This window comes from Vibrio alfacsensis, assembly GCF_019670485.1.
In the GTDB taxonomy this organism is placed as follows: Bacteria; Pseudomonadota; Gammaproteobacteria; order Enterobacterales; family Vibrionaceae; genus Vibrio; species Vibrio alfacsensis.
In genome coordinates this window covers 1,106,309-1,125,815 of sequence record NZ_AP024165.1, presented here as the reverse complement: position 1 = coordinate 1,125,815, position 19,507 = coordinate 1,106,309, and the positions used below count along the sequence as shown (strand labels likewise).

Below are 19,507 nucleotides of genomic sequence, written 5' to 3'. Positions count from 1 at the left end.
ATTACGCGGTTTCTCCTAATTTAAACTTTAAAGGCGGGATGGTTTGATGCTTTGCCGGTTGCTCGTAAACGGATTGAACGAGATACAGTGGGCGTTGTTTGGTTTCGACAAAAATACGACCGATGTACTCCCCTAATAAGCCGATAGACAGTAGCTGAATGCCTCCCAACGCAAGCTGCACTACCATCATTGATGGATAACCAGAAACGGGGTCACCAAGCACGACCGTCTTCATCACAATCAATGCGCCATAAACAAAGGCACTCAACGCAACAAGTCCACCAACGACCGTCGCTAAGCGCAGTGGTCGAATAGAGAATGACGTAATGCCGTCCATCGCGAGACCAATGAGTTTGAGGTAGTTCCATTTGGTTTCGCCACAAAAGCGAGCATCACGCTCAAATTGAACCGTTGCCTGCTTGAATCCCGGCCAAGAAAAGATGCCTTTCATATATCGATTGCGCTCTGGTAACGCATTAATGTGTTTAACGACTTCTGCGCTCAATAGACGGAAATCACCGACGTTCTCCGGTACATCTAATTTCGCCATGCTATTAAGCACTTTGTAAAAGCAAGCGGCCGAGAAGCGTTTGAACCAAGTTTCACCGTGGCGTTCGCTGCGCTGCATGTTAACCACGTCATAACCCTCGCGCCATTTAGAGACCATTTTTGGAATAAGCTCTGGCGGGTCTTGCAAATCCGCATCAATCACGATCACCACTTCACCTCGGCAATGCTCTAGACCGGCACTCATCGCCGATTCCTTACCGAAGTTGCGACTAAGCGCAATACATCGAATGTCACTCGTGGACTGCATAAAGTTCTGTGCAATCATTAAACTGTTATCTTTGCTGCCGTCATCAACATAGATAATTTCACAGAGTTCAGGCATACCATCCAATACAGCAGTTAAGCGGCGATGAAATTCAGGTAAGACTTCTTGCTCATTAAAGAACGGCACTACAACAGACAAAACTGTTTGAGGCTCAGTGTGTTGGCTCACCTTTGAAAAGGTTGCTTCGTGAATATTGAAGGTTGTCATGCTACTCTTCCACTGTATCCGATGAATGGATGTAGCTTACAAAGAACGGCGTGAAAGAGTTGTTGTTGACATCTTTTTCACACCCTTAGTGCATAATGTTCGGTTAAGGCACATACCACCAAGTAACCTCAAAAAACGCCGAATTGGAGAGCAATACATGAAACGTGTTCTGTTAGTGGAAGATAATCGAGAAATTGCAGGTATGCTGTTCGATTATTTTGAGTGTGCAGGTATGGAACTTGACTATGCGGACAACGGTGAACTCGGCCTTAAATTAGCGATGGAAAACACATTCGATATCATCTTACTCGACTTGATGTTACCTCGTATGGATGGCCTCACTGTCTGTAATAAACTCCGCGATGCCGGCAACAACACACCGGTTTTGATGCTCACTGCGCTCGACAGCAGAGATGATATGCTCAAAGGGTTCCAACACGGTGCCGATGATTACCTCACCAAACCTTTTGATCTGGATATTCTAGAAGCGCGCATGACCGCATTGATTCGTCGTTACCGTGGCACCGTGGCATCGAGCAAATTGGTATACGGAGAGGTTTCTATTGACCAAAAAACCCGCAAAGCGTATCGCCAGGACAAATTACTTGCCTTAAACCCAACCACTTACGCCATTTTAGAAATGCTCGTGAAAAGTGCCCCCGATCTGGTTACCCGTGAAGAAGTGGCATTTCGCCTGTGGCAAGAAAATGAGCCAAATAATGACGTATTGCGTAGCCATATCTATCAACTACGTAATCAATTAGACAAACCGTTCGAAAAACACTTACTGATGACCATCCCTAAAGTGGGTTTCCGTTTGGAGTCTGGGGCATGATTCACCGATTACTATCGAGTTCACAAAGCACGCAAAGTATGACGGGTCGCCTTGCGCTGTTTTTCTCTCTAGTCTCGGTTGTCATTGGTATTTTCTGTTTTTGTATCATCACAGGTTCGCTGCTTTGGTCGGAAGATCGTGTTGGTGAACGCCGCATCATGATCGACAAAAAAGAAGCCATAGAACATTTTCAAGCTTATCCCGAGCAAGGCCGCCTTAAACTCGATTTATTAACCATCGCCTATAACGATGTCGCGTTAGTCCCAAAAGAGTACCAATCGTACCTCATTGGCAAAAAACACTTTCTTGATGAAGTTGGGGACGAACGGTATTCAAGAATGATCTATATGAGTACTTACACTTACCAAGGTAAAGAGCATCCCATCATTCTTATCTCACTTATCGATGAAGTCGAAATTACGTCTGAAGAATTCATTATGGTGGTCGCCATGGTGCTTTCTGTGGTGGCGGTGCTGATTTTTTTATTCGGCAATCTATTACTCAAGCTTTCTCAACGCTTAATCGAACCCGTTAACTCGCTGAAAAATCAATTGGATCAGCACCAAGGTGACCCAACGCAAACTTTTAGTGTGCCAGAGGGCTCCGCTAAAGAATTTCAGGCTCTGGCAACGGAGCTCAATGAGTACCGTCATAAGATTAACCAGGTCATCAAACGAGAACAAGCCTTTGCTCGCTATGCCAGCCATGAGTTACGCACGCCACTGACTGTCATGAAAGGCTCAAGCAGTATGTTGGCTAAAAGTGCTAATACGGATTTTCAATCGCGACAAGTCCATCGTATTCAAGAGGCGACGCAACAGATGTCGACCATGGTTGATGCACTACTAGGGTTAGTTCGTTATGAGCGAAACACCGATGATTCACCAACAAGAAGTATTACTGAGCAAGAAATAAAACAAGTCATTGCGCAAAACCAAGCTCAAGCCGATGAAAAAAATCTTGATTTCGATATACAAATCGATGGCCATCCAACCACGCGTGCTACCAATGCTGTGCTGACTATTATTTTAGGCAACCTTGTCCGTAATGGCATCGCGGCAACACCATCCGGTGCGATTCACGTCCACATGGACGATAAGCAAATTTCAGTTCGAGATGAAGGGGATGGGCTTTCTGATATTCCTCACTCCGATGGTCATGGCTTAGGATTAATGATTGTCGATGACTTATGCCAACGATATGGCTGGCAATTTAAAATCGCTACACACCCAAAAGGCGGCTGTGAGGCTGTGATTAAAATCGCTTCAGAACATCAAGAGTAACCGAAGCGATCTTGGCATAAATACATGAGGCCTCGATTTGTGCCAGACAAACGTTAAAATTGGCGCAAACCAAGGCCTCAGAATACAGATATGACGTTTTATTCGCTCTAGCTTTATTTCGTTCTAGCTTTATTTCGTTCTAAATGTGCAGTTCTGCTAGGCGTTGATATTCATCACACCCTACTTCCGATTGCTCACAAACAGACAGCAAATCATCAATGAAAAATCGTAACGCGCGAGATTCGATCGTTCTGATTGCCGTTTGCTGCTCCTGCGATAAATAACCGTAAATGCTTGCCGCGCCAAAGTCGCCAAATATCATCTGTCCTTGCGCATTGACCAAAGTGTTATGCGCATACAGATCGCCATGACACACTTTGTTGTCGTGCAAGTGATGAAACACATCAATCATCTGTTCAACGATAAGAGTAATCTGCTTAATTGTCAGTGAGAAGCCAACAGGAAAAGTGTCTCTTGTGCAGGTATCTAGTGTTGGTGGCAAGCCTAAGTTGTAGTAGTTGTCAGGAATAAGTTCCATCACCAACGCAAGCTCAGTAACGTCATCAACTTGTGCAATCGACTTCACCAAATTGTTATGCTGCCCCGCCTGCAAACAGGCTTCGAGCTCATCCTGTGGGAAACCATCACTGGTCACTTCACCTTTGAATATTTTTACGGCCACTTCATTTGGAAAATCGTAATCCAAATCCAGCCAATTGGCATGGGAGATCACCCCACTCGCCCCTTGCCCTAGCACGTGATTGAGTGAATAGCTGCTCTTCGAGACTTTAGGCACACTGTCTAATGAAGAGGGATGCAGGCAAAAAGGATTCCCTGCGAAAGCGCACCACGCCAGCTTTGGTAGCTGCGTCAATACATCAGGAAAACATTCAAGTTGGTTAGCCGAGAGACGAATTAGCTCCAGATTAACCAAGTTTTTCATGCTGTTTGGCAGTTGCTTGATTTGGTTTCCCGCTAGCGCCAGCTTCTTTAATCTCGGTCTTTCACCTAGGCTGTTGGGAAGTGTTTCAATCTCATTGTCAGTCAAAATTAACCAACGTAACTGAGCAGGAAGTGACGCTTCACTTACTGTTTTAATTTTGTTGGTTTTAAACCCGACCATCTCAAGACTTGGCAATTTTCCCAACACATCTGGCAAATGCGTGAATCGGTTGTTAGAAGCAAAGATGATTTTTAGCTTCGTCAGCTTTTCCAGTGCTTCAGGAAGCTCCGAAAGCGAGTTACCCGATAAGTCTAACACTTCCAGTGTGTCTGCAAGCTCTATAATCTCCATAGGAAAATCCGTTAGCCCCTCAGCTAACTTGAGTTGTTTGATTCCTAATAATTGCCCTGATTTTAGTTGTTCTAGAGTCTGCAAACCTAAGCTTTCCTATTGTCTAAATTGAGGCGCGCAGTTTACGTGGCTTAAACTAGAAAAGCGAGAACAGAGAAACAACAGAAATACTGAAATTTCTATAATTTAAGCACTAAGAGCACAAACAGGTTTAACGTAACAAGAAGAAACTAAAATGCAGCAGTACTGGCTTTTTATCTGGCTTTATTGACGTTACACTACGTGCCCTCTCAACCAAAAGGTCACGTGGTAAGCACGTCAGCAGTCGCATGAAACTCTCTGAAAGTCCAATCACTCAGCATTGCTTTAACGGCCACACTTTCTTCATCAAACGTGATGACATGCTGCATTCTCATTTTTCTGGGAACAAAGCACGAAAATTTATGGCGTTATTGGAAGAACATCATAACAACATTCGCACCGTGATCAGCTATGGTTCTGCTCAATCGAATGCCATGTATTCGCTGGCTGCTCTAGCACAAATTAAAGGCTGGCAGTTTGAGTTTTATGTTCAACACATCCCATCATGGTTGAAGCAATTCCCTTTAGGTAACTATCGTGGCGCCGTTGATCTAGGGATGCAAATCACTGCGATGCAGGAAGTCGAGTCCGCGCTTCATCCAAGTGAATACATCAAACAGGTTCGTGGACTTGATGAAACGACACTATTCATACCAGAGGGTGGACGAGCCAGTATTTCTGAAGCCGGCGTAAAGCGACTCGCTATGGAGATCCTTGACTGGACACGGTTAGAGGGCAACAAACAATTTGTGGTGGCATTGCCATCAGGCACTGGGACCACGGCACTGTACTTAAGTAAGCACCTCAAACCTCATGGAATAGAAGTGCTCACCTGTGCTTGCGTTGGGGATGCAGACTACCTAACCGAACAATTCAATATGCTCGAACAGGAAAACCACCCAACCATTCTGGCTGTGCGCGACAAGCATCATTTTGGTCGTTTATATCAAGGTGATTACGAAACATGGCAAGCATTGCACGATCAAACTCATATTGAATTCGACCTGCTTTATGACCCTTATATGTGGCAATGTTTACAACCATGGCTAGCGGAGAACGAAGACAAAACCCTCATCTACATTCATCAAGGCGGGTTACTTGGCAACGAATCGATGCTGCCAAGATATCAGCGTGAGTTCGACTAACTAAGATCTATTGGCTAAATGAAATCCGTCAACTAATTAGGGTCTGTTGACCTTTCGAGCTGATTTTTACAAAGAAAGATAAGTAGATCCTAACTTCTACTATTTAATTAGCGTCAAAATCTCTTTGAATACTGACGCACGACAATCTTCGACCATTTCATACAAGCACATTTCTACGCCAGTTAAACCAACACCACTTGCGGTCAGTTTTGCCAATGCTAGTGCTTTGTTCGCAGGCGTTCGAGAAGAGATCCCATCCGTTACTAGCTCTACTCGGAAACCCATTTGGCGCAGCGAAACCGCAGTCTGATACACACAAATATGCGCTTCAATCCCGCACACCAACCATGTGTCGACGTTGGTATTCTCTACCGCAAGTTTAAACGTGGACGCTTTGCAGCCATCAAACGTGTACTTCGCGATTGCTAGATGGTCGGTTGCCAACACTTCACGGATAGGCTCTACCGTTGGCCCCAAACGCTCAGGATTTTGTTCTAGCCAAACGATGGGTAAATCCAGTGCTTTCGCCCCTTTTACCAACTTAGTGATATTTTCAATCAAGGCCTCGCTTTCGTGCATTAAGCTAGCAAGCTTACCTTGCACATCGACAACAATTAAACCAGTGGTGTTTTTCGACAGCATACTCATATCCTATGAAACGCGCCCATGAAAGGCCCATGAGAGATAGAGACAATGTATCAAAATCTCCCTTTAACCTAATAAACCAATCATGCAAAGTCATTGTTCGCTCACGCTATTGGAATTTTTCTCGAAATAGCTCAATCAAAGCTTTCACTTTATTTGGTAAAAAAAGATTAGACGGATAGATCAACGTCAGATGTTGTTGCGAATGTGAGTACTCTGGCAGCACTTCAACGAGCTGGCCATCTTCTAGCGCGGGCTTAGAATGTACTTGAGGAATAAAAGCGATGCCGTTGCCCGCAATCGCCATTAAGCGCAATAGGTTCAAATCATCCGATTTCACAGTGACATGGTATTTGGGATCCAACAAATCTGCGTTATAGCGGTTAGTTAACAATCGGTGATGCTCAAGGTCATCAATGCTTTCAAGCGGAGGATGGGTATCAAGATACCCTTTCGAGGCGACAAAATGGCTTCGATATGGCAATAAACTGAACTGCACGTAACTGTCGTCAGAGACTTTCGCTACGCTCGGTAACAGCTGAAGATCGAACGCTTGACGCTTAAGATCAACACTCTCTTGGTGATTTTCAATCTCCACCGACATATCAGGATAACGCGTGGTGTATTCATTAATGATCGAGTTAAACGCCGCAGAGCTCATCAATGCCGATGGGATCGCTAACCGTACTTTTCCTGTCAGTTCCTGCTGATAGTCGTCCATCACATTCAAACCTTGCTGAATATGTTCAATCGGTTGCCCTACTAACTCAAATAGGCGCTTCCCGTGTTCTGTTAGCTCTATGGTTCGCGTGGTACGAATCAACAATTGGCAGCCCAAAGCTCTTTCTAATTCTTGCAAACGGCGGCTCACTTTCGAGCGTTGCAATTGGTTGGCCTCTGCCGCTGCGCTGATGCCGCCATGTACGATGGTTTGGCTAAACAAATAAAGATCATCAAAACTAACGTTCATTGTCCTACTTTTAGGTCATTCATGTTCTTATTTCGATTCTACTGAAATGTGATCAACTTCTCTATAATTCGCTCTATTATTTGCTTGCCAGCATCAAAAATTCGGGAATCTCTTATGACAGCGGATCATAAATTCAAACACTGGATGCGAACACTTATTGTCCTATTCATTGTGCTATTTTTCTACATTATCATTGCTGATCGCCATGCTCCCATTACCACAGAAGGGCGCGTTCAAGGTTACGTCGTCCAAGTCGCACCAGAAGTTTCAGGCAAAGTCATCGAGGTCTTAATTGATAACAACCAATCCGTCCTCAAAGGCGATGTCTTGTTTAAAATCGACGATCGCAAATACAAAATTGCACTTGAACAAGCTAAGTTGTCTTTGCAATCCGCATATGAGAAAGAAGCCACGCTTTACTCTCAACGCGAGGCAGCCATTGCCAACATCGCTCGAGCTCAAGCTACTTACAATAATGCACATCGTGAGTACATGCGTTTGCAAAAACTGTCGAGTCAAAAAGTCATCTCTCAGTCCACTCTCGATAATGCTTTTGCACAAAACCAAGTTTCTCGCTCGGCACTCAAAGCCGAACAGCAAAATTTAAAAGTCATTGAAGCGCAGTTGGGCGCAAAAAAAGGTCAGAGTACTGCAGTAAGAATCGCACAAAATGGGATTGAAAAGGCACAACTTGATCTTGCCAATACAGAGGTGCTGGCACCAAGTAATGGCGTGGTAACCAACTTACAATTGGAAGTCGGATCTATGGCAAACACCAACATGCCAATGCTGACATTTGTGCCGACAGGCTCCATGTGGGTTGCTGCGGACTTTCGTGAAAAATCGGTTGCGAGTGTCGATAAAACCTACCATGCGTTAGTCGCATTTGATGCCAATCCTGGTGCGGTCTATGACTTCGATTTATCCAGCCGAGACTACGGTGTGGCAGCTGCGCAGCAGACACCAAATGGTGCGTTGACCAAAGTTGAGGCCAATAACCGCTGGGTTCGCGACGCGCAGCGCACCCGTGTGAATCTAACGAGCCAAGAAGCATTGCCGCCCTCTCTGTTTGTGGGCTCACGCGCTACCATTGTGCTCTACCCAGACAACAGTCCATTTTGGCAACTGATGGCTAAAGCACAGATCTACCTTGCGAGCTGGTTCCACTTTGTCTATTAGGTGATGATCATGAAAACCTTACGAATTTGGTTTGGTTGCTCGATGGGATTGGCCTTGAGCATGCTGTTTGGTTGGTCTTATGGCTTCTTTGCTGTCATGCTTCCGCTGTTTGTGCTTGGCCGTTTAGACCATTTTAGTCTCCCTATGGTGCTCATGGTGCTGTTCTCTGCGGTTTGGAGCACAGTACAAGCTACGTTTATTTTGGAGTACCTTCAGTTCCATCCTACGTTGATGTTGGCTGCTGTTGGTATCATGATGCTGTTCAAATGCATCGCAATGATGAACCCAAAAACCTATTTATTCGGTTACATGGGTCTGCTAGTGGGTTCAATCGTGCTCAACTTTGCTAGCTACGACTTTATCGATATTGAAGAATTCAACGTTAACTTGTGGGTTATCTCGTTTTGTAACATCTTTGTTTGCGCGCTCGCCTATTGGTTGTTTCCTGAACCGGAATCTAAAATGGTTCAAACCGAAATGACCACGCCAGTGAAAAGCGATATCGACTACATTAGCCAAGTTGCCATGGGCTGGGTGGTGGCAATGGCGGCATTTGTCGTGTTCCAAGTAGGTGATTTGTACGACTCCCTTTCTGCACAGGCTTCAATACTCATCATCCTTACGCCAATGACACTGGCTGGTTCAATGGCAATGGCAAAAATCCGCATTATCGGCACGGCTTTAGGCTGCATGGCGGGAATGGCAGTTCAACTAATCTTGGGAAGTTGGTTTGGTCACGGATTATTATTCTGGCTTGCGTTCACTATCGCGATGGGCCCCTTTTGTCTCTGGTTAACAAAAGGACAAGTGAAAGGCGCAATTGCATTTTCTGCGATGTCTGCACTTTCAGTTCCACTAACCACGTCATTAGTACCTGAGCAGAAAGACGCGTTCTTCTCTATATTGTATCGCTTCAGTTCAATATTTGTCGCAGTATTGCTCACTGCTATGGTGATGTGGGTGGTGCACCATTGGATTCGTATTGTACTGCTCAAGCATCCCGAGATACGGGGAATGAGCGAGAATGGCGCATAATGTCTATATGATGCTCCAAATATTCAGATCCAGATTCTTGTTCTGAATCGAATAATGCATAGAAGAAAGGTCGATACTAGCGTCTGTTGACCCTAACATATCGACCTTATTATGTTTTTTCTTGAAAAATAGTTACTATTTCGAAGAAGTTTGTTTGTCTATCGCAACAAGCTGTTCAAGTAATAGCTTTTGCTCACGATCAAGCGAACCCAATACTTTTTTTAAGTTTGTTTGATAAGTATCAAGCACGTTTTTGTCCGCACTAATGGCAAGATCAAGTTGGCGCTCGTACTTCTGCAAAACTTGTGTCGTGCGCTGAATATTGTTCATATTTTCACGATGTTCCGCATGCATAAAGTACAGTGTGGAGGCCGCGGTAATAATCACAACTAACTTATCAATCGATAGCCAACCCGACTTGCTTTCATTCTCACTAGCCAATTGCTCAGATATTGCTTGCTCACTCATTATTCCATGCCTACTAATTTCAATTTAAATTTAATTCGTTCTGCAGTGCGCTGCAGTTCCTGCAATGTTTGATCCTGCAAGTAGGATTGGTATTGCACTAAGCCCGTCGCTGCCGCATAAGCCACTAATGCTGAAATGATCAACCAGCGATGAGACTTAATGGCTTGCTTCAATTTTGTAATCAAAACAGATCCCCTCTACATTTAAATCGGCTCTGGCCTTCAACTTCTTGTTGGCGAGAAATCTGCAACAAATTTTCAATGGTTAATGGCGGCATCTGAAAACACTCATAAACACTCCCATTACCACGTTGAACAAAAATCAAACTGTTATAGCGTTCTCTATCCGTATTATGAATTCGCTTTATTTGAGGATTATTGGATCGCTGCATCACGGTCAATGCTCGCTGTTCAAGAAGTTCGCGTATAGACACTCGCCCCATCTGCTTGATCTCTTTCCAACCTTCCATTGAGTCATAGTTTTGTAATAGCAACAAAGCATCTTGGGCTGGATTTGGCTTGAGGAACCATTTCTGATCCAATAGATAGCCAACCTCTTTACTAGCCAAGATGTTTGGCAACGCAACTTCCTCTAACTGACCATCGCTGCCATAATTCAAACCAGCATAAAATCCCATCCTTTCATCGCGCTTAATGACAGCGACGTTAAAGTCGTAAGGGACCTCAACTTGGCCTGATATAACAACCAAATCTCGTGCCAACTGGTCAAATCGTTGAGTCTGTTCAAAAGTACGGTAAATGTTGTTAGGTCGCTCACTCTGTGCCTGTGTATCAATCATACCTGACAGCGCGGTTAACCCTTGGCCACCAGTCACATGCAATAACCACTCTTCAATATCGATGATGCCGCCCAATAATGTGGCTGTCGCTTTATCCAACAAGTTCAGTTCAGCAGTCTGTACAACCGTCTGTTCAATAAACTCATTCATGGCCATTGCGTATGAGTTTCTATGATTAATTCCGACAGTACCTATTAAGGCAATCCCGATACCAATCACACTAAAATAACTGACGCCTATCACACGGTTGCTTTGATAACTGGCACGACCAAATTGGAAAAGCAGGGAGAAGATAGCAAACAAACTCGCAGTAATCGCCACAGGAGGGATGAATGATAAACGAACCGCATCACTACCTATTTGATAGAACATCCCTCCTGGTGCAAACGCCGATTGTGCCGTTGCATCGGTTAACATACGCACAAAGTTTGCGTTGTCTAGTGATGCCACCCAACGTTTAAATAGTTGTTCGCGCCCTGTCGTATGTTGGTAGCTACTATAGTAATGCTCTTTTAAGATCTGCTTGAACATCGCTCGAGTGCTACTGTGCTTAGCAATATCGACCTTATCCATATTTCGATTGCTAAATTTTAGTTTGCTAGTAGCTTGATATTGACGCCATGTTTTATCAATTTCTACACGAGCACGTTCTTGCAACGAACGGCGAATCGGCGTTGAGTCAGTGCGTGACCACGTTGCCGACACTTTGTAACCTTGATCCCGAGCAACTTGCACCACGATTTGCTTAATGGCAGGTTGGGTAACGAATTCATGTTGATCTAGATCATCGTCAAACGGGTATCGGTGCTCCAGATAAGCGATTCGAGCATCTTGCAGTTTGGCTCTAAATGACCGCGTAATACCGGCTAAGTACTTGTGATATAACCAAGGCTCATCATCTAAACTCAATAGACGTAAACCTGCAATTCGGCCCGAATCTATTTCATTTTGCATATAGTCGTGCCACTGTTGGCGTAATGCATCGACACAATTAGAATCACAGCTTTTCGCACGTAGGCGTTGAACTTGCCCACGATAAACTTCTACATAACGTTTAACTAAAGGTTCAACAAATTCCGCTTCATTATCAAAACCTTGCTGATAAACCAGCCATTCTTGAGCCAATTGCGCATCAATTTTACGTTGCAACTCACCAAATTCACGCTTAAACGCACTTGGCCCTGTATAATCCTGACGAATTTTTGCAATCGCTCTTTGAGTTGCCAAATAATGTTTTAGCTCTTTATCGTATTGTGCTCGTGCTTGCTTATATAGAGGGAAAATTTTGCTATTAAAATACGCTTCTTGATCACGCTCCATCAAAGTGACCATCATATTTTCGGTCTGAGCGGCAATCGTGCTATCAACAGCAGAAGACATCAAAGCCAATGATGGCAATAATGCAACGAGAAGCTTACGACGTTCGTCATCGGCAACGATCGAGTTCATAGCCTCAGCACGATCAAAAACCACCATTTGGCGATCTAACACTTCTTTAAACAAGAGTGATCGTACTGCAGCAAGCTTAGTTTCTGGCGATGTCGAGATGACCAGTTGATCAACCGTGATGCGCAGCGCAGGTACCGATGCGACCCAAAGCAGCATAAACACCACAAAGCGACGGCTGAAAGCACCAAAAAATGGCACCATGTTTAACGCCAGCATGTGCTTCGGAATCGCAGTTGCGACCGCTAACGCCAAACCAAATCCACTGACGATACGACCAATCAACTCAACATGTTCAGCCAACTGCGCATATTCGCCCACTAAAGTTTCTAGGCCTGATGCATAGAGTTGTACGAGCACAGTATTTAACGACACCTCAACCCACATATAAGCAAGTAGGCCAGGTAGAACGATAAAAAGCAGCAACAGAATTGGAATAGATCCCTTGTTGGGTTTCGTTGCGGTCACGTTTTGGTTAGGCACCATGTTTGCCTCCAAAGACGATCACTTTCTTTTTACGTGCACTGCTATCGTCAGCTTTGGAGTGGCACAACGCTTGGTTACTCTGACCTTGCCCCGCTGAACATCGGTCGATCAAAATCGCAATATCACCTCGATAGGTTAGGTAGCGCCCAGTTGATAGCAGAGACTGTTGCTGCTTAAGTTGATTAAAATCCGCATCAGCGGGCAACAATGAAACAAGTTTTACCTGAGATTTGGCACTTTCTCGGCTATAGCGTTCGGTAGGCACACTGATCATCGTGCCCTGAGTCAGAGCTTGGCAGCTGCGTAAAACATCACCTTGACTAAGTACTAAAGCGCGAGGCATATCTACCGCATCTACAAATTGCATCGACAGCTCACCCACGGAAGAAGCACGTTGACCAGTCGCAATCAAAATATTCCTTGAAGCAAATGACAGGTGCTTTTTCTTTAAAAGCTTATGCTGCTCGCCAGTAACCAACAATGTTTGGTCAAGGTAAGCAAAATGCGTTGCCCAATCTCGAACTAAGGTTCCCTTATCAATGCTCGTCAAATCAAACAAAACACTATCAAAAGAAACAGTTAAAGACTCAAGTGTTTGTGAACGACTATCGTTTGGGAAAAAGAAGTAATCATCACCTTGTTTTTTTAAGGAGACAAGAGTGTAACCAAACGAAGAAGATTGGTACTGTTCAAGCTCTTTGAGCAAAGCAGTACGAGTCGCTATCGGATAAAGGCAACTACCCTCGTCCAAAGGTACAATTCGACCAAAGCGATCGAGCACTAAGCCGCGTTGCACAAGTGCATCTTGTAACTCACTGTTCTTTACTGATTCATCAGCATAATCTGGTAAATTGAGCGTGAATGACAATGTAGGTGCTTCATAAGGGATAGGTGGAGGACTAGAGCAACCGGCTAATACTAACAACAGTACAATCCAACATATATTCCGTTTCATTTTGGGTTTTCTGTTCCAATTTCAAAAATTCGGCGAATTTTACATTATTTTGTATGCCATTAATTGACTAAGAGCACATTGCTCACTTTTATTTTTTTACTCGCTCAATATACAACCACTCGCATTTTTATTAGCGGTCTCGCATTTGTACCTCAATACAAAAAATTAACAAATCCACCTAAAGCAAAATATATAACTGTTGATTGTTGATGTAACTCACAAATACGCACTCCAAATACTAGATTCTTTCATCAAATATTTTTCATTCAGCTAATCTGCGCCGGTTTATTATCGGCTCATAGTAAGGATGACCAATGCACCATTGCGGTAACGGCCTGTATCTTCAGGATAAATTTTGCACTCAATGCGGAGAGGAAGTTGAGGAAAGCAAAAAGTTGCTCACGTTAACGGATATCGAACCAAACCTACTTGATGACTTAATTCAATCTTGCCCAGAAGCCAAAACCTTTACAGGTCGTCTAAAAAATAGTTTCTATTACAAGCGTCGTAATAAAGGCGGCAACATTACCTTTTCCTATTGGTGGGTTACCCTAGAAAATGCCGATGGTGAAGTAAAACAGATCAGCATCAACGCTGAAAACAAGGCTTTCAACAATCTAAAAAATGGTACTGTCATCAGCTTACTTGAGCCAACTGGCATTAATCTACACTACCTATTAGACGATGCAGCAAAAGGGATTGTGACTAATGACTTGCTCGCTTCTGGCGTCATTCTTCACAATGATGATGGGCAAGTATCCACCCTAACCAATCACTATAACTGCAGCAAGCCCCGCATGGGAGGCTTTATCGGTCTCGGCCTGATACTGGCAATTATCGCCACCGCACTCGTGGCTGGTATGTCAGATATGGGTGATGGCGCGATTCTAGTTGGCATTTTTATTAGCGTAGCCTGCATGGTGCCTCTATATAACAGCAACGTTACTGCTTTCCAAAAAGAATTCGCCCGTAAAGAAAGCATTACCGCAACCTTGGCAAAAATTTTAGAGATAAGTAAATACCAGCTCGGTTTCCATAAGGTTGAACGCACAAATCGTGATGATGATATCTTTTGTGGGGCTTGCGATCACCGCATTCAATTAGACCTAATGTACTGCCCTCAATGCGGAACAAGTCAAACTATCCATCAGAATCTGCAGCCTTCATCAGAAAATGAACCTGACTCTGTCGCTTGTATGAATGAAACCACAGAGTCGCCACTGCTTTTAGAGGAACCTCAACCCAAAGAATCCTCTAAAAAAAGTATTCGTGAGATGCGCCTAGATAAAATGAAAGAGTTTTATCAGTCTCACCAACAGGAATTCATATACCGTCATGCGCTAAGTCCAAATGAGAAATTTGATGGTAGCGCTTGGTGCTATATGGTTCAGGTCACAGACCGCAACATGAATACCGATGTGAGCGATGTAACCTACACTGAAACCTACACGATTCGCGATAAACACGGTTTTTACGACACGAAAACCACTAGACATCGTGTTCGCGATTCTAAATTATCCGGGAAACTCACCGTAGAGGATGAAACCGGCGAGATTTTTGAACAATGGCTACCTGACTCTTTAATGGCGCACACTGAAGTGGGTGATTACCTGTTGATTGGCTACTCTCGTCGTCAGAAAAATGATAGGTATCGAACGTATAGTGAGTACTACTACAACATCAGTAAAGGCCGTTGGGAAATGCCTGAATCAATACATGATTACGGTGAAACAAGCCTACTGTCAAAGTTTTTGGTGCTATTAGTCGCGGTAGGATGTGGGGCACTCATCTACCAAACCCGAACCCTAGAGTTAGGTGCAGGTCTGTTTGGGCTATTTATGGTTGGTGTCGCGCTCAAGTCTCGCAATACGAACAAAGCCAATAACAAAAATGCGAGTGATTTGATTCAGCCAATTATGGACACTCTATACCGAGTTCGTGACAACAAAAAAGAACTGTTGGCTTATCTTGCTAAACTGAAATAACGCTAGATTTCACCAATAAAAATAGCTCTAGATTGCACTGACTAAAAGCAGAAAGACTCGATGTCAAACCCGGATCTTTCTGTGCTTTCTTCACTCAGATGGACTCTAGAGAGTGAGCATATCTAACAGTTCAAACGAACCTCTATTGAATGACAAGCATCGCAAGTGCGCCAACGGCGACGCCACAACTAAATGTTCCTACACCAATAACTAACGCATTAGGTAGTGGACTAGGATCTTGGCCAATATCGCTACCTGCACCGTCTTCCTGCGCAGCGACTAATAACATGGAATAGTCTATTTCAAATGCAGAAGCGAGAGAGCGTCCAGTTTCAAGTAAGGCGCTGCCATGCAGTTCTACCCTTTGAATAGTACGCAAACTCAAGCCACAGATATCGGCCAATTGCTGTTGTGTCCAAGCCCGGCTTTGTCTAAGGTTACGAATTTTTGAGGTGTCTAATTGCATCCATCTACCCCTTATGTTGCGACGGCAGTTGCTACTAATCCAAAAAACAACCCACTAACAAAAGCGATAGATATACCTTTAAGAACTTGACGATGAGTCATACCAAATTTGTACTCATCCACACATTTTTTGTCGCGTATTAAATAAACTGCGACAGCCCCAAATAAGTGCATGTGTAATTGAATCTCTAAATCGTCGTTCTCAATGTTAATCGGGTGGCTCGATTTTAAACGCCAATTGCGTTTTTCTGAGACCAACACATCATCAACATAAATCCATTCTTTGCCACTCAACATTGAGCATTGAACAGTAATATCATGCCCTTTCCACTCGAAGTAACTGGTTAAAATCGTCTTCCCTGTTTGCATCATATTTCCCTATTTTTGTTTGACTCTCCAAGCGTGCCGAAAAAATCCTTTCTCTCCAACGACGTCTGGATGACTGTCGTACTATTGTCATATTCAACCGTAGTGACACTGACATGACAGTACTATTATTTCAAACACTTACGTTATTTAACCTTATCAATAGCTCACAATCAAGATTAAAAAATTTAGCACGTCATGCCCTCTTGCACACTTATTACATTGTAAAAGCGAGCAGAAAATCGACGTGCTAGACATCGTAATTATGCCATCCAGATCCGTGCTAGCATTCCAATCGGTGTTGTCACACCAGTGGTAATTGAACTCACTTCACCCTCTTTTATCACATAGATGGTTGGTGTGACGCTGATATGCCAATCTCGCATAATTTGGCTATTGGGATCATTGATATTGTTAAACTGATAATCTTTGACCTGCATAAATTGCTCGACCCTTTCCTTTGGGCCAGAAGATCCCGACACCGCCACCACTTCATAGTAGTCACTCAACCAACTTACGCTTGGACTGACAAACTTACACGCCGGACACCACGTTGCCCAAAAGTACACCACAACGGGTTCTTCATGGCTTTTGGCAATCACATCGACAAATTCGCCATCGGCCATGATCGCACTCAGAGGCGGTGCTTGTTCGTTGGGAATGTCTTTGGTCCGATACCAATCCATACCAATAGACAGTACGGTCACCATGAGTACTATTTGCAACGCTTGACTAAGCCAATACTTGAACGACTTGTGCTTTTTTACAGTACTCACTTCGTCACGCCTCCGCTTGCCCGTTCGATGGCTTTAACGACCACTTCGTCAGTTAGAATAACAGGCAAAGGGATACCCTCTGGGGCAGCAGGACCATAAACGATGTTGAACGGCACGCCAAAACGACCATGCGCACGCAAGAAGTCAGTAACGGAACCGTTTGGATGCGTCCAATCGCCTTTTAAGGTTGCCACATTTGGGCTTTGCAACATTGAATACACCGGATCTTGCCAGATTACCCCTATCTTGTTGGCTTTGCAGGTAACGCACCAATCCGCTGTTACATCAACGAATACAACACGACCATTTTCCACGTGATCCGTAATAGCTTGACTTGATAACTTCTGCCACGCCAAATCTTCTGGCAATGGTGTGGCCCAATGTTTAGTCGTCATACTACCCAACACTAGGCCACCAGCAATCAGTATTAAAGATACGGCACCAGATAACGCCAACGCTTTATCGCCATAGACACGCTTCACACAAACCATGATGTAAATAAACGCAACTAAGCCAATGAGTATTACCCAGAATATTGGTAAGTGATTCGCCAACAGAGACAACAACCAAACACTGGTTGCCAGCATCATGATACCAAACACGATTTTCACAACGTTCATCCATTGCCCTGGCTTAGGCAGTTTCAATGCGATACTAGGGAAGATAGCGACGACAATCCATGGTAGAGCCATGCCTATTGCCAATGCAGTGAAAACAGCAAATAAGGTGACCACATCCGCCCCTAAAGCAAAGGCAACAGCAGTGCCTAAAAACGGTGCTGAACATGGTGTCGCCAATAGAGTTGCGAACATTCCTTGAACGTAGTGACCAAACAGTGAATTGTCGCCCTTAGACGCTAGCCAGGTATTCGCACCAGATGATAAGCGAATTTCAAACAAGCCTAACATGTTGGCACCAAATAGCGCGGTGACCAATACCATCACACCAAGGAACCAAGGGCTTTGGAACTGAACGCCCCAACCAATTGCGCTGCCAGTCAGTTTAAGGACCAAAATAAAGCCTGCAAGAATCCAAAACGACGTCAAAATTCCTAATGAAGAAGCAATAAATTGGGTGCGAATTTGGCGGCGTTCGACACCTTGGGCAGCAACAATGCTGCTTAGTTTCATGCCTAACACCGGTAGTACACACGGCATAATATTAAGAATCAAACCGCCCAATAGCGCAAACAAAAAGATGCTTGATAGCGGCGTGTTCGGCAGAGCCTCGGTAATAACCCCAGATCTGGCCAATGTGGCCTCCTCTGCCAATAAGTTATTGTCCTTAACAGAAATCAACACGCCTTGGTTGGCCAAATTCACTTTACCAAGCCACGAATTTACTCGGTAATTGGCGGTTAGGGTATTGCCCTCATGCTGTACTTCCTCAAGTTTAAAACTGTAATCTCGAGTGAAGTCCTCTGCGCCATCGACCAATATTTCTGGCGTACTCCAACCTTGTGTGTTGTTCACCGTAACTTGGAGCTTAGATTGCTCGGCATCCCAAATCGCTTGGGTCACATCAATAAATGGTGAGGCTTGCGGTACACGACTCAAAGCTTGTGCATAAGTAAACATCGCGTCTTCATTGATTTGCAAATAAGACGGAATGAAAGCGAGTTGAATGTGGTAATCCGTTAGCACACAGATCGTGGTACACGAAGACAACGTCAGGGTCGCATCAATCATCACAGGCTTGCTCATGTATTCAACATGGAACGTCATCGGGAAAACGGTATCCCCTTTGTAACCTAACGTCTCGACACCAAGTAGCTCGTACTTTTTAGGATAAGGCCATTGCCAATCTACGTTCGTCAGGTTCTGAGAATTGTCCCACTTAATTGAGGGCGCAACGCCTCCCTCACCCGGCGAACGCCAATAGGTTTTCCAATCGCCACTGAGTTTGACATCAAGGTATCCTGTTACGGTTTTGGCTTGACGATCTTGCTGCCCGGTAAGCACCAGACGCGTTTGTACTGGCGGGTGTTGCGGGTTCGTAAGCCATCCTGTATCAGTATCCGAAATATGGGCAGAGGGCTGAGCATGACTAGACGCTTGAATAGTCGTTGGATTTTGGCTTATTGCTTGGGCCTGAAATAGGGATTGTGCCTGAAGTGAAGGCTGTGCTTGAACAAATAGCGAGCAGACACTCACAACTAGCGTCGTGATAAACAATAGCGTTGTGCGCGTCGTTTTAGAGATGTAATTCATAGTTATTCCTAATTAAAAACAAGTGTAATGGACGAGGTTCGT

General features: G+C 44.3%; 18 protein-coding genes. 6 read left to right on the top strand and 12 right to left on the bottom strand.

Going from position 1 to position 19,507, the window contains the following annotated elements:
* Position 1: 1 nt before the first annotated feature.
* Complete coding sequence (locus VA249_RS05120; RefSeq protein ID WP_221069187.1) at positions 2 to 1,042, bottom strand: glycosyltransferase family 2 protein; 1,041 nt, start codon at positions 1,040 to 1,042, stop codon at positions 2 to 4.
* 157 nt (positions 1,043 to 1,199) lie between these two features.
* On the opposite strand from VA249_RS05120, the gene VA249_RS05115 reads away from it, so the two are divergent.
* Positions 1,200 to 1,877 (top strand): response regulator transcription factor, encoded by a 678-nt coding sequence (locus VA249_RS05115; protein ID WP_221069186.1) that lies wholly within the window; start codon positions 1,200 to 1,202, stop codon positions 1,875 to 1,877.
* Entirely contained in the window at positions 1,874 to 3,160 is a 1,287-nt protein-coding gene (locus VA249_RS05110) for a sensor histidine kinase (protein WP_221069185.1), read from the top strand. The genes VA249_RS05115 and VA249_RS05110 overlap by 4 nt, the downstream gene beginning before the upstream one ends.
* Positions 3,161 to 3,299: 139 nt before the next feature.
* On the opposite strand, the gene VA249_RS05105 is transcribed toward VA249_RS05110, so the two are convergent.
* Complete coding sequence (locus VA249_RS05105) at positions 3,300 to 4,538, bottom strand: leucine-rich repeat-containing protein kinase family protein (RefSeq protein WP_221069184.1); 1,239 nt, start codon at positions 4,536 to 4,538, stop codon at positions 3,300 to 3,302.
* Positions 4,539 to 4,783: 245 nt separating this feature from the next.
* On the opposite strand from VA249_RS05105, the gene VA249_RS05100 reads away from it, so the two are divergent.
* Positions 4,784 to 5,680 carry a pyridoxal-phosphate dependent enzyme gene (locus tag VA249_RS05100; protein ID WP_221069183.1) on the top strand — a complete coding sequence of 299 codons (897 nt, stop codon included), beginning with the start codon at positions 4,784 to 4,786 and terminating at the stop codon, positions 5,678 to 5,680.
* Between the two features lie 99 nt (positions 5,681 to 5,779).
* On the opposite strand, the gene VA249_RS05095 is transcribed toward VA249_RS05100, so the two are convergent.
* Together VA249_RS05095 and VA249_RS05090 are read right to left on the bottom strand one after the other, a co-directional pair.
* Positions 5,780 to 6,322: a hydrolase gene (locus VA249_RS05095; RefSeq protein ID WP_221069182.1), complete on the bottom strand. Its 543-nt coding sequence runs from the start codon at positions 6,320 to 6,322 to the stop codon at positions 5,780 to 5,782.
* Positions 6,323 to 6,434: 112 nt separating this feature from the next.
* The gene (locus tag VA249_RS05090) at positions 6,435 to 7,295 is read right to left on the bottom strand and encodes a LysR family transcriptional regulator (protein WP_221069181.1); all 861 of its coding nucleotides are present in this window, start codon (positions 7,293 to 7,295) and stop codon (positions 6,435 to 6,437) included.
* A 114-nt stretch (positions 7,296 to 7,409) separates the two neighbouring features.
* Here VA249_RS05090 and VA249_RS05085 point away from each other — a divergent pair, with 114 nt between their 5' ends.
* Both VA249_RS05085 and VA249_RS05080 read left to right on the top strand, forming a co-directional pair.
* Positions 7,410 to 8,474 (top strand): HlyD family secretion protein, encoded by a 1,065-nt coding sequence (locus VA249_RS05085; protein WP_221069180.1) that lies wholly within the window; start codon positions 7,410 to 7,412, stop codon positions 8,472 to 8,474.
* A gap of 9 nt (positions 8,475 to 8,483) precedes the next feature.
* On the top strand, positions 8,484 to 9,509 hold the full coding sequence (locus tag VA249_RS05080; RefSeq protein WP_221069179.1) for a DUF2955 domain-containing protein: 1,026 nt from the start codon (positions 8,484 to 8,486) through the stop codon (positions 9,507 to 9,509).
* 135 nt (positions 9,510 to 9,644) lie between these two features.
* Here VA249_RS05080 and VA249_RS05075 read toward each other — a convergent pair whose 3' ends face one another.
* Genes VA249_RS05075 through VA249_RS05060 form a run of 4 tightly spaced genes read right to left on the bottom strand, consistent with a single transcriptional unit; the run spans position 9,645 to position 13,663 of the window.
* Positions 9,645 to 9,977: a hypothetical protein gene (locus VA249_RS05075; protein WP_221069178.1), complete on the bottom strand. Its 333-nt coding sequence runs from the start codon at positions 9,975 to 9,977 to the stop codon at positions 9,645 to 9,647.
* Positions 9,977 to 10,162: a hypothetical protein gene (locus tag VA249_RS05070; RefSeq protein WP_221069177.1), complete on the bottom strand. Its 186-nt coding sequence runs from the start codon at positions 10,160 to 10,162 to the stop codon at positions 9,977 to 9,979. The genes VA249_RS05075 and VA249_RS05070 overlap by 1 nt, the downstream gene beginning before the upstream one ends.
* On the bottom strand, positions 10,159 to 12,708 hold the full coding sequence (locus VA249_RS05065; protein ID WP_221069176.1) for a hypothetical protein: 2,550 nt from the start codon (positions 12,706 to 12,708) through the stop codon (positions 10,159 to 10,161). The genes VA249_RS05070 and VA249_RS05065 overlap by 4 nt, the downstream gene beginning before the upstream one ends.
* Positions 12,698 to 13,663, bottom strand: a complete 966-nt coding sequence (locus VA249_RS05060; protein ID WP_221069175.1) for a hypothetical protein — start codon at positions 13,661 to 13,663, stop codon at positions 12,698 to 12,700. Before VA249_RS05060 ends, VA249_RS05065 begins: the two co-directional genes overlap by 11 nt.
* A 314-nt stretch (positions 13,664 to 13,977) precedes the next feature.
* On the opposite strand from VA249_RS05060, the gene VA249_RS05055 reads away from it, so the two are divergent.
* The gene (locus tag VA249_RS05055) at positions 13,978 to 15,648 is read left to right on the top strand and encodes a hypothetical protein (protein WP_221069174.1); all 1,671 of its coding nucleotides are present in this window, start codon (positions 13,978 to 13,980) and stop codon (positions 15,646 to 15,648) included.
* 142 nt (positions 15,649 to 15,790) lie between these two features.
* Here VA249_RS05055 and VA249_RS05050 read toward each other — a convergent pair whose 3' ends face one another.
* The 4 genes from VA249_RS05050 to VA249_RS05035 all read right to left on the bottom strand — a co-directional run bounded on the left by VA249_RS05050 (position 15,791) and on the right by VA249_RS05035 (position 19,465).
* Complete coding sequence (locus VA249_RS05050; RefSeq protein ID WP_221069173.1) at positions 15,791 to 16,114, bottom strand: helix-turn-helix domain-containing protein; 324 nt, start codon at positions 16,112 to 16,114, stop codon at positions 15,791 to 15,793.
* Between the two features lie 11 nt (positions 16,115 to 16,125).
* Positions 16,126 to 16,482 (bottom strand): hypothetical protein, encoded by a 357-nt coding sequence (locus VA249_RS05045; RefSeq protein ID WP_221069172.1) that lies wholly within the window; start codon positions 16,480 to 16,482, stop codon positions 16,126 to 16,128.
* Positions 16,483 to 16,742: 260 nt separating this feature from the next.
* A complete protein-coding gene (locus VA249_RS05040; protein WP_221069171.1) occupies positions 16,743 to 17,255 on the bottom strand; it encodes a protein disulfide oxidoreductase in 513 nt (170 codons plus the stop codon).
* Positions 17,252 to 19,465, bottom strand: a complete 2,214-nt coding sequence (locus VA249_RS05035) for a protein-disulfide reductase DsbD family protein (protein WP_225927102.1) — start codon at positions 19,463 to 19,465, stop codon at positions 17,252 to 17,254. Before VA249_RS05035 ends, VA249_RS05040 begins: the two co-directional genes overlap by 4 nt.
* Positions 19,466 to 19,507 lie beyond the last annotated feature (42 nt).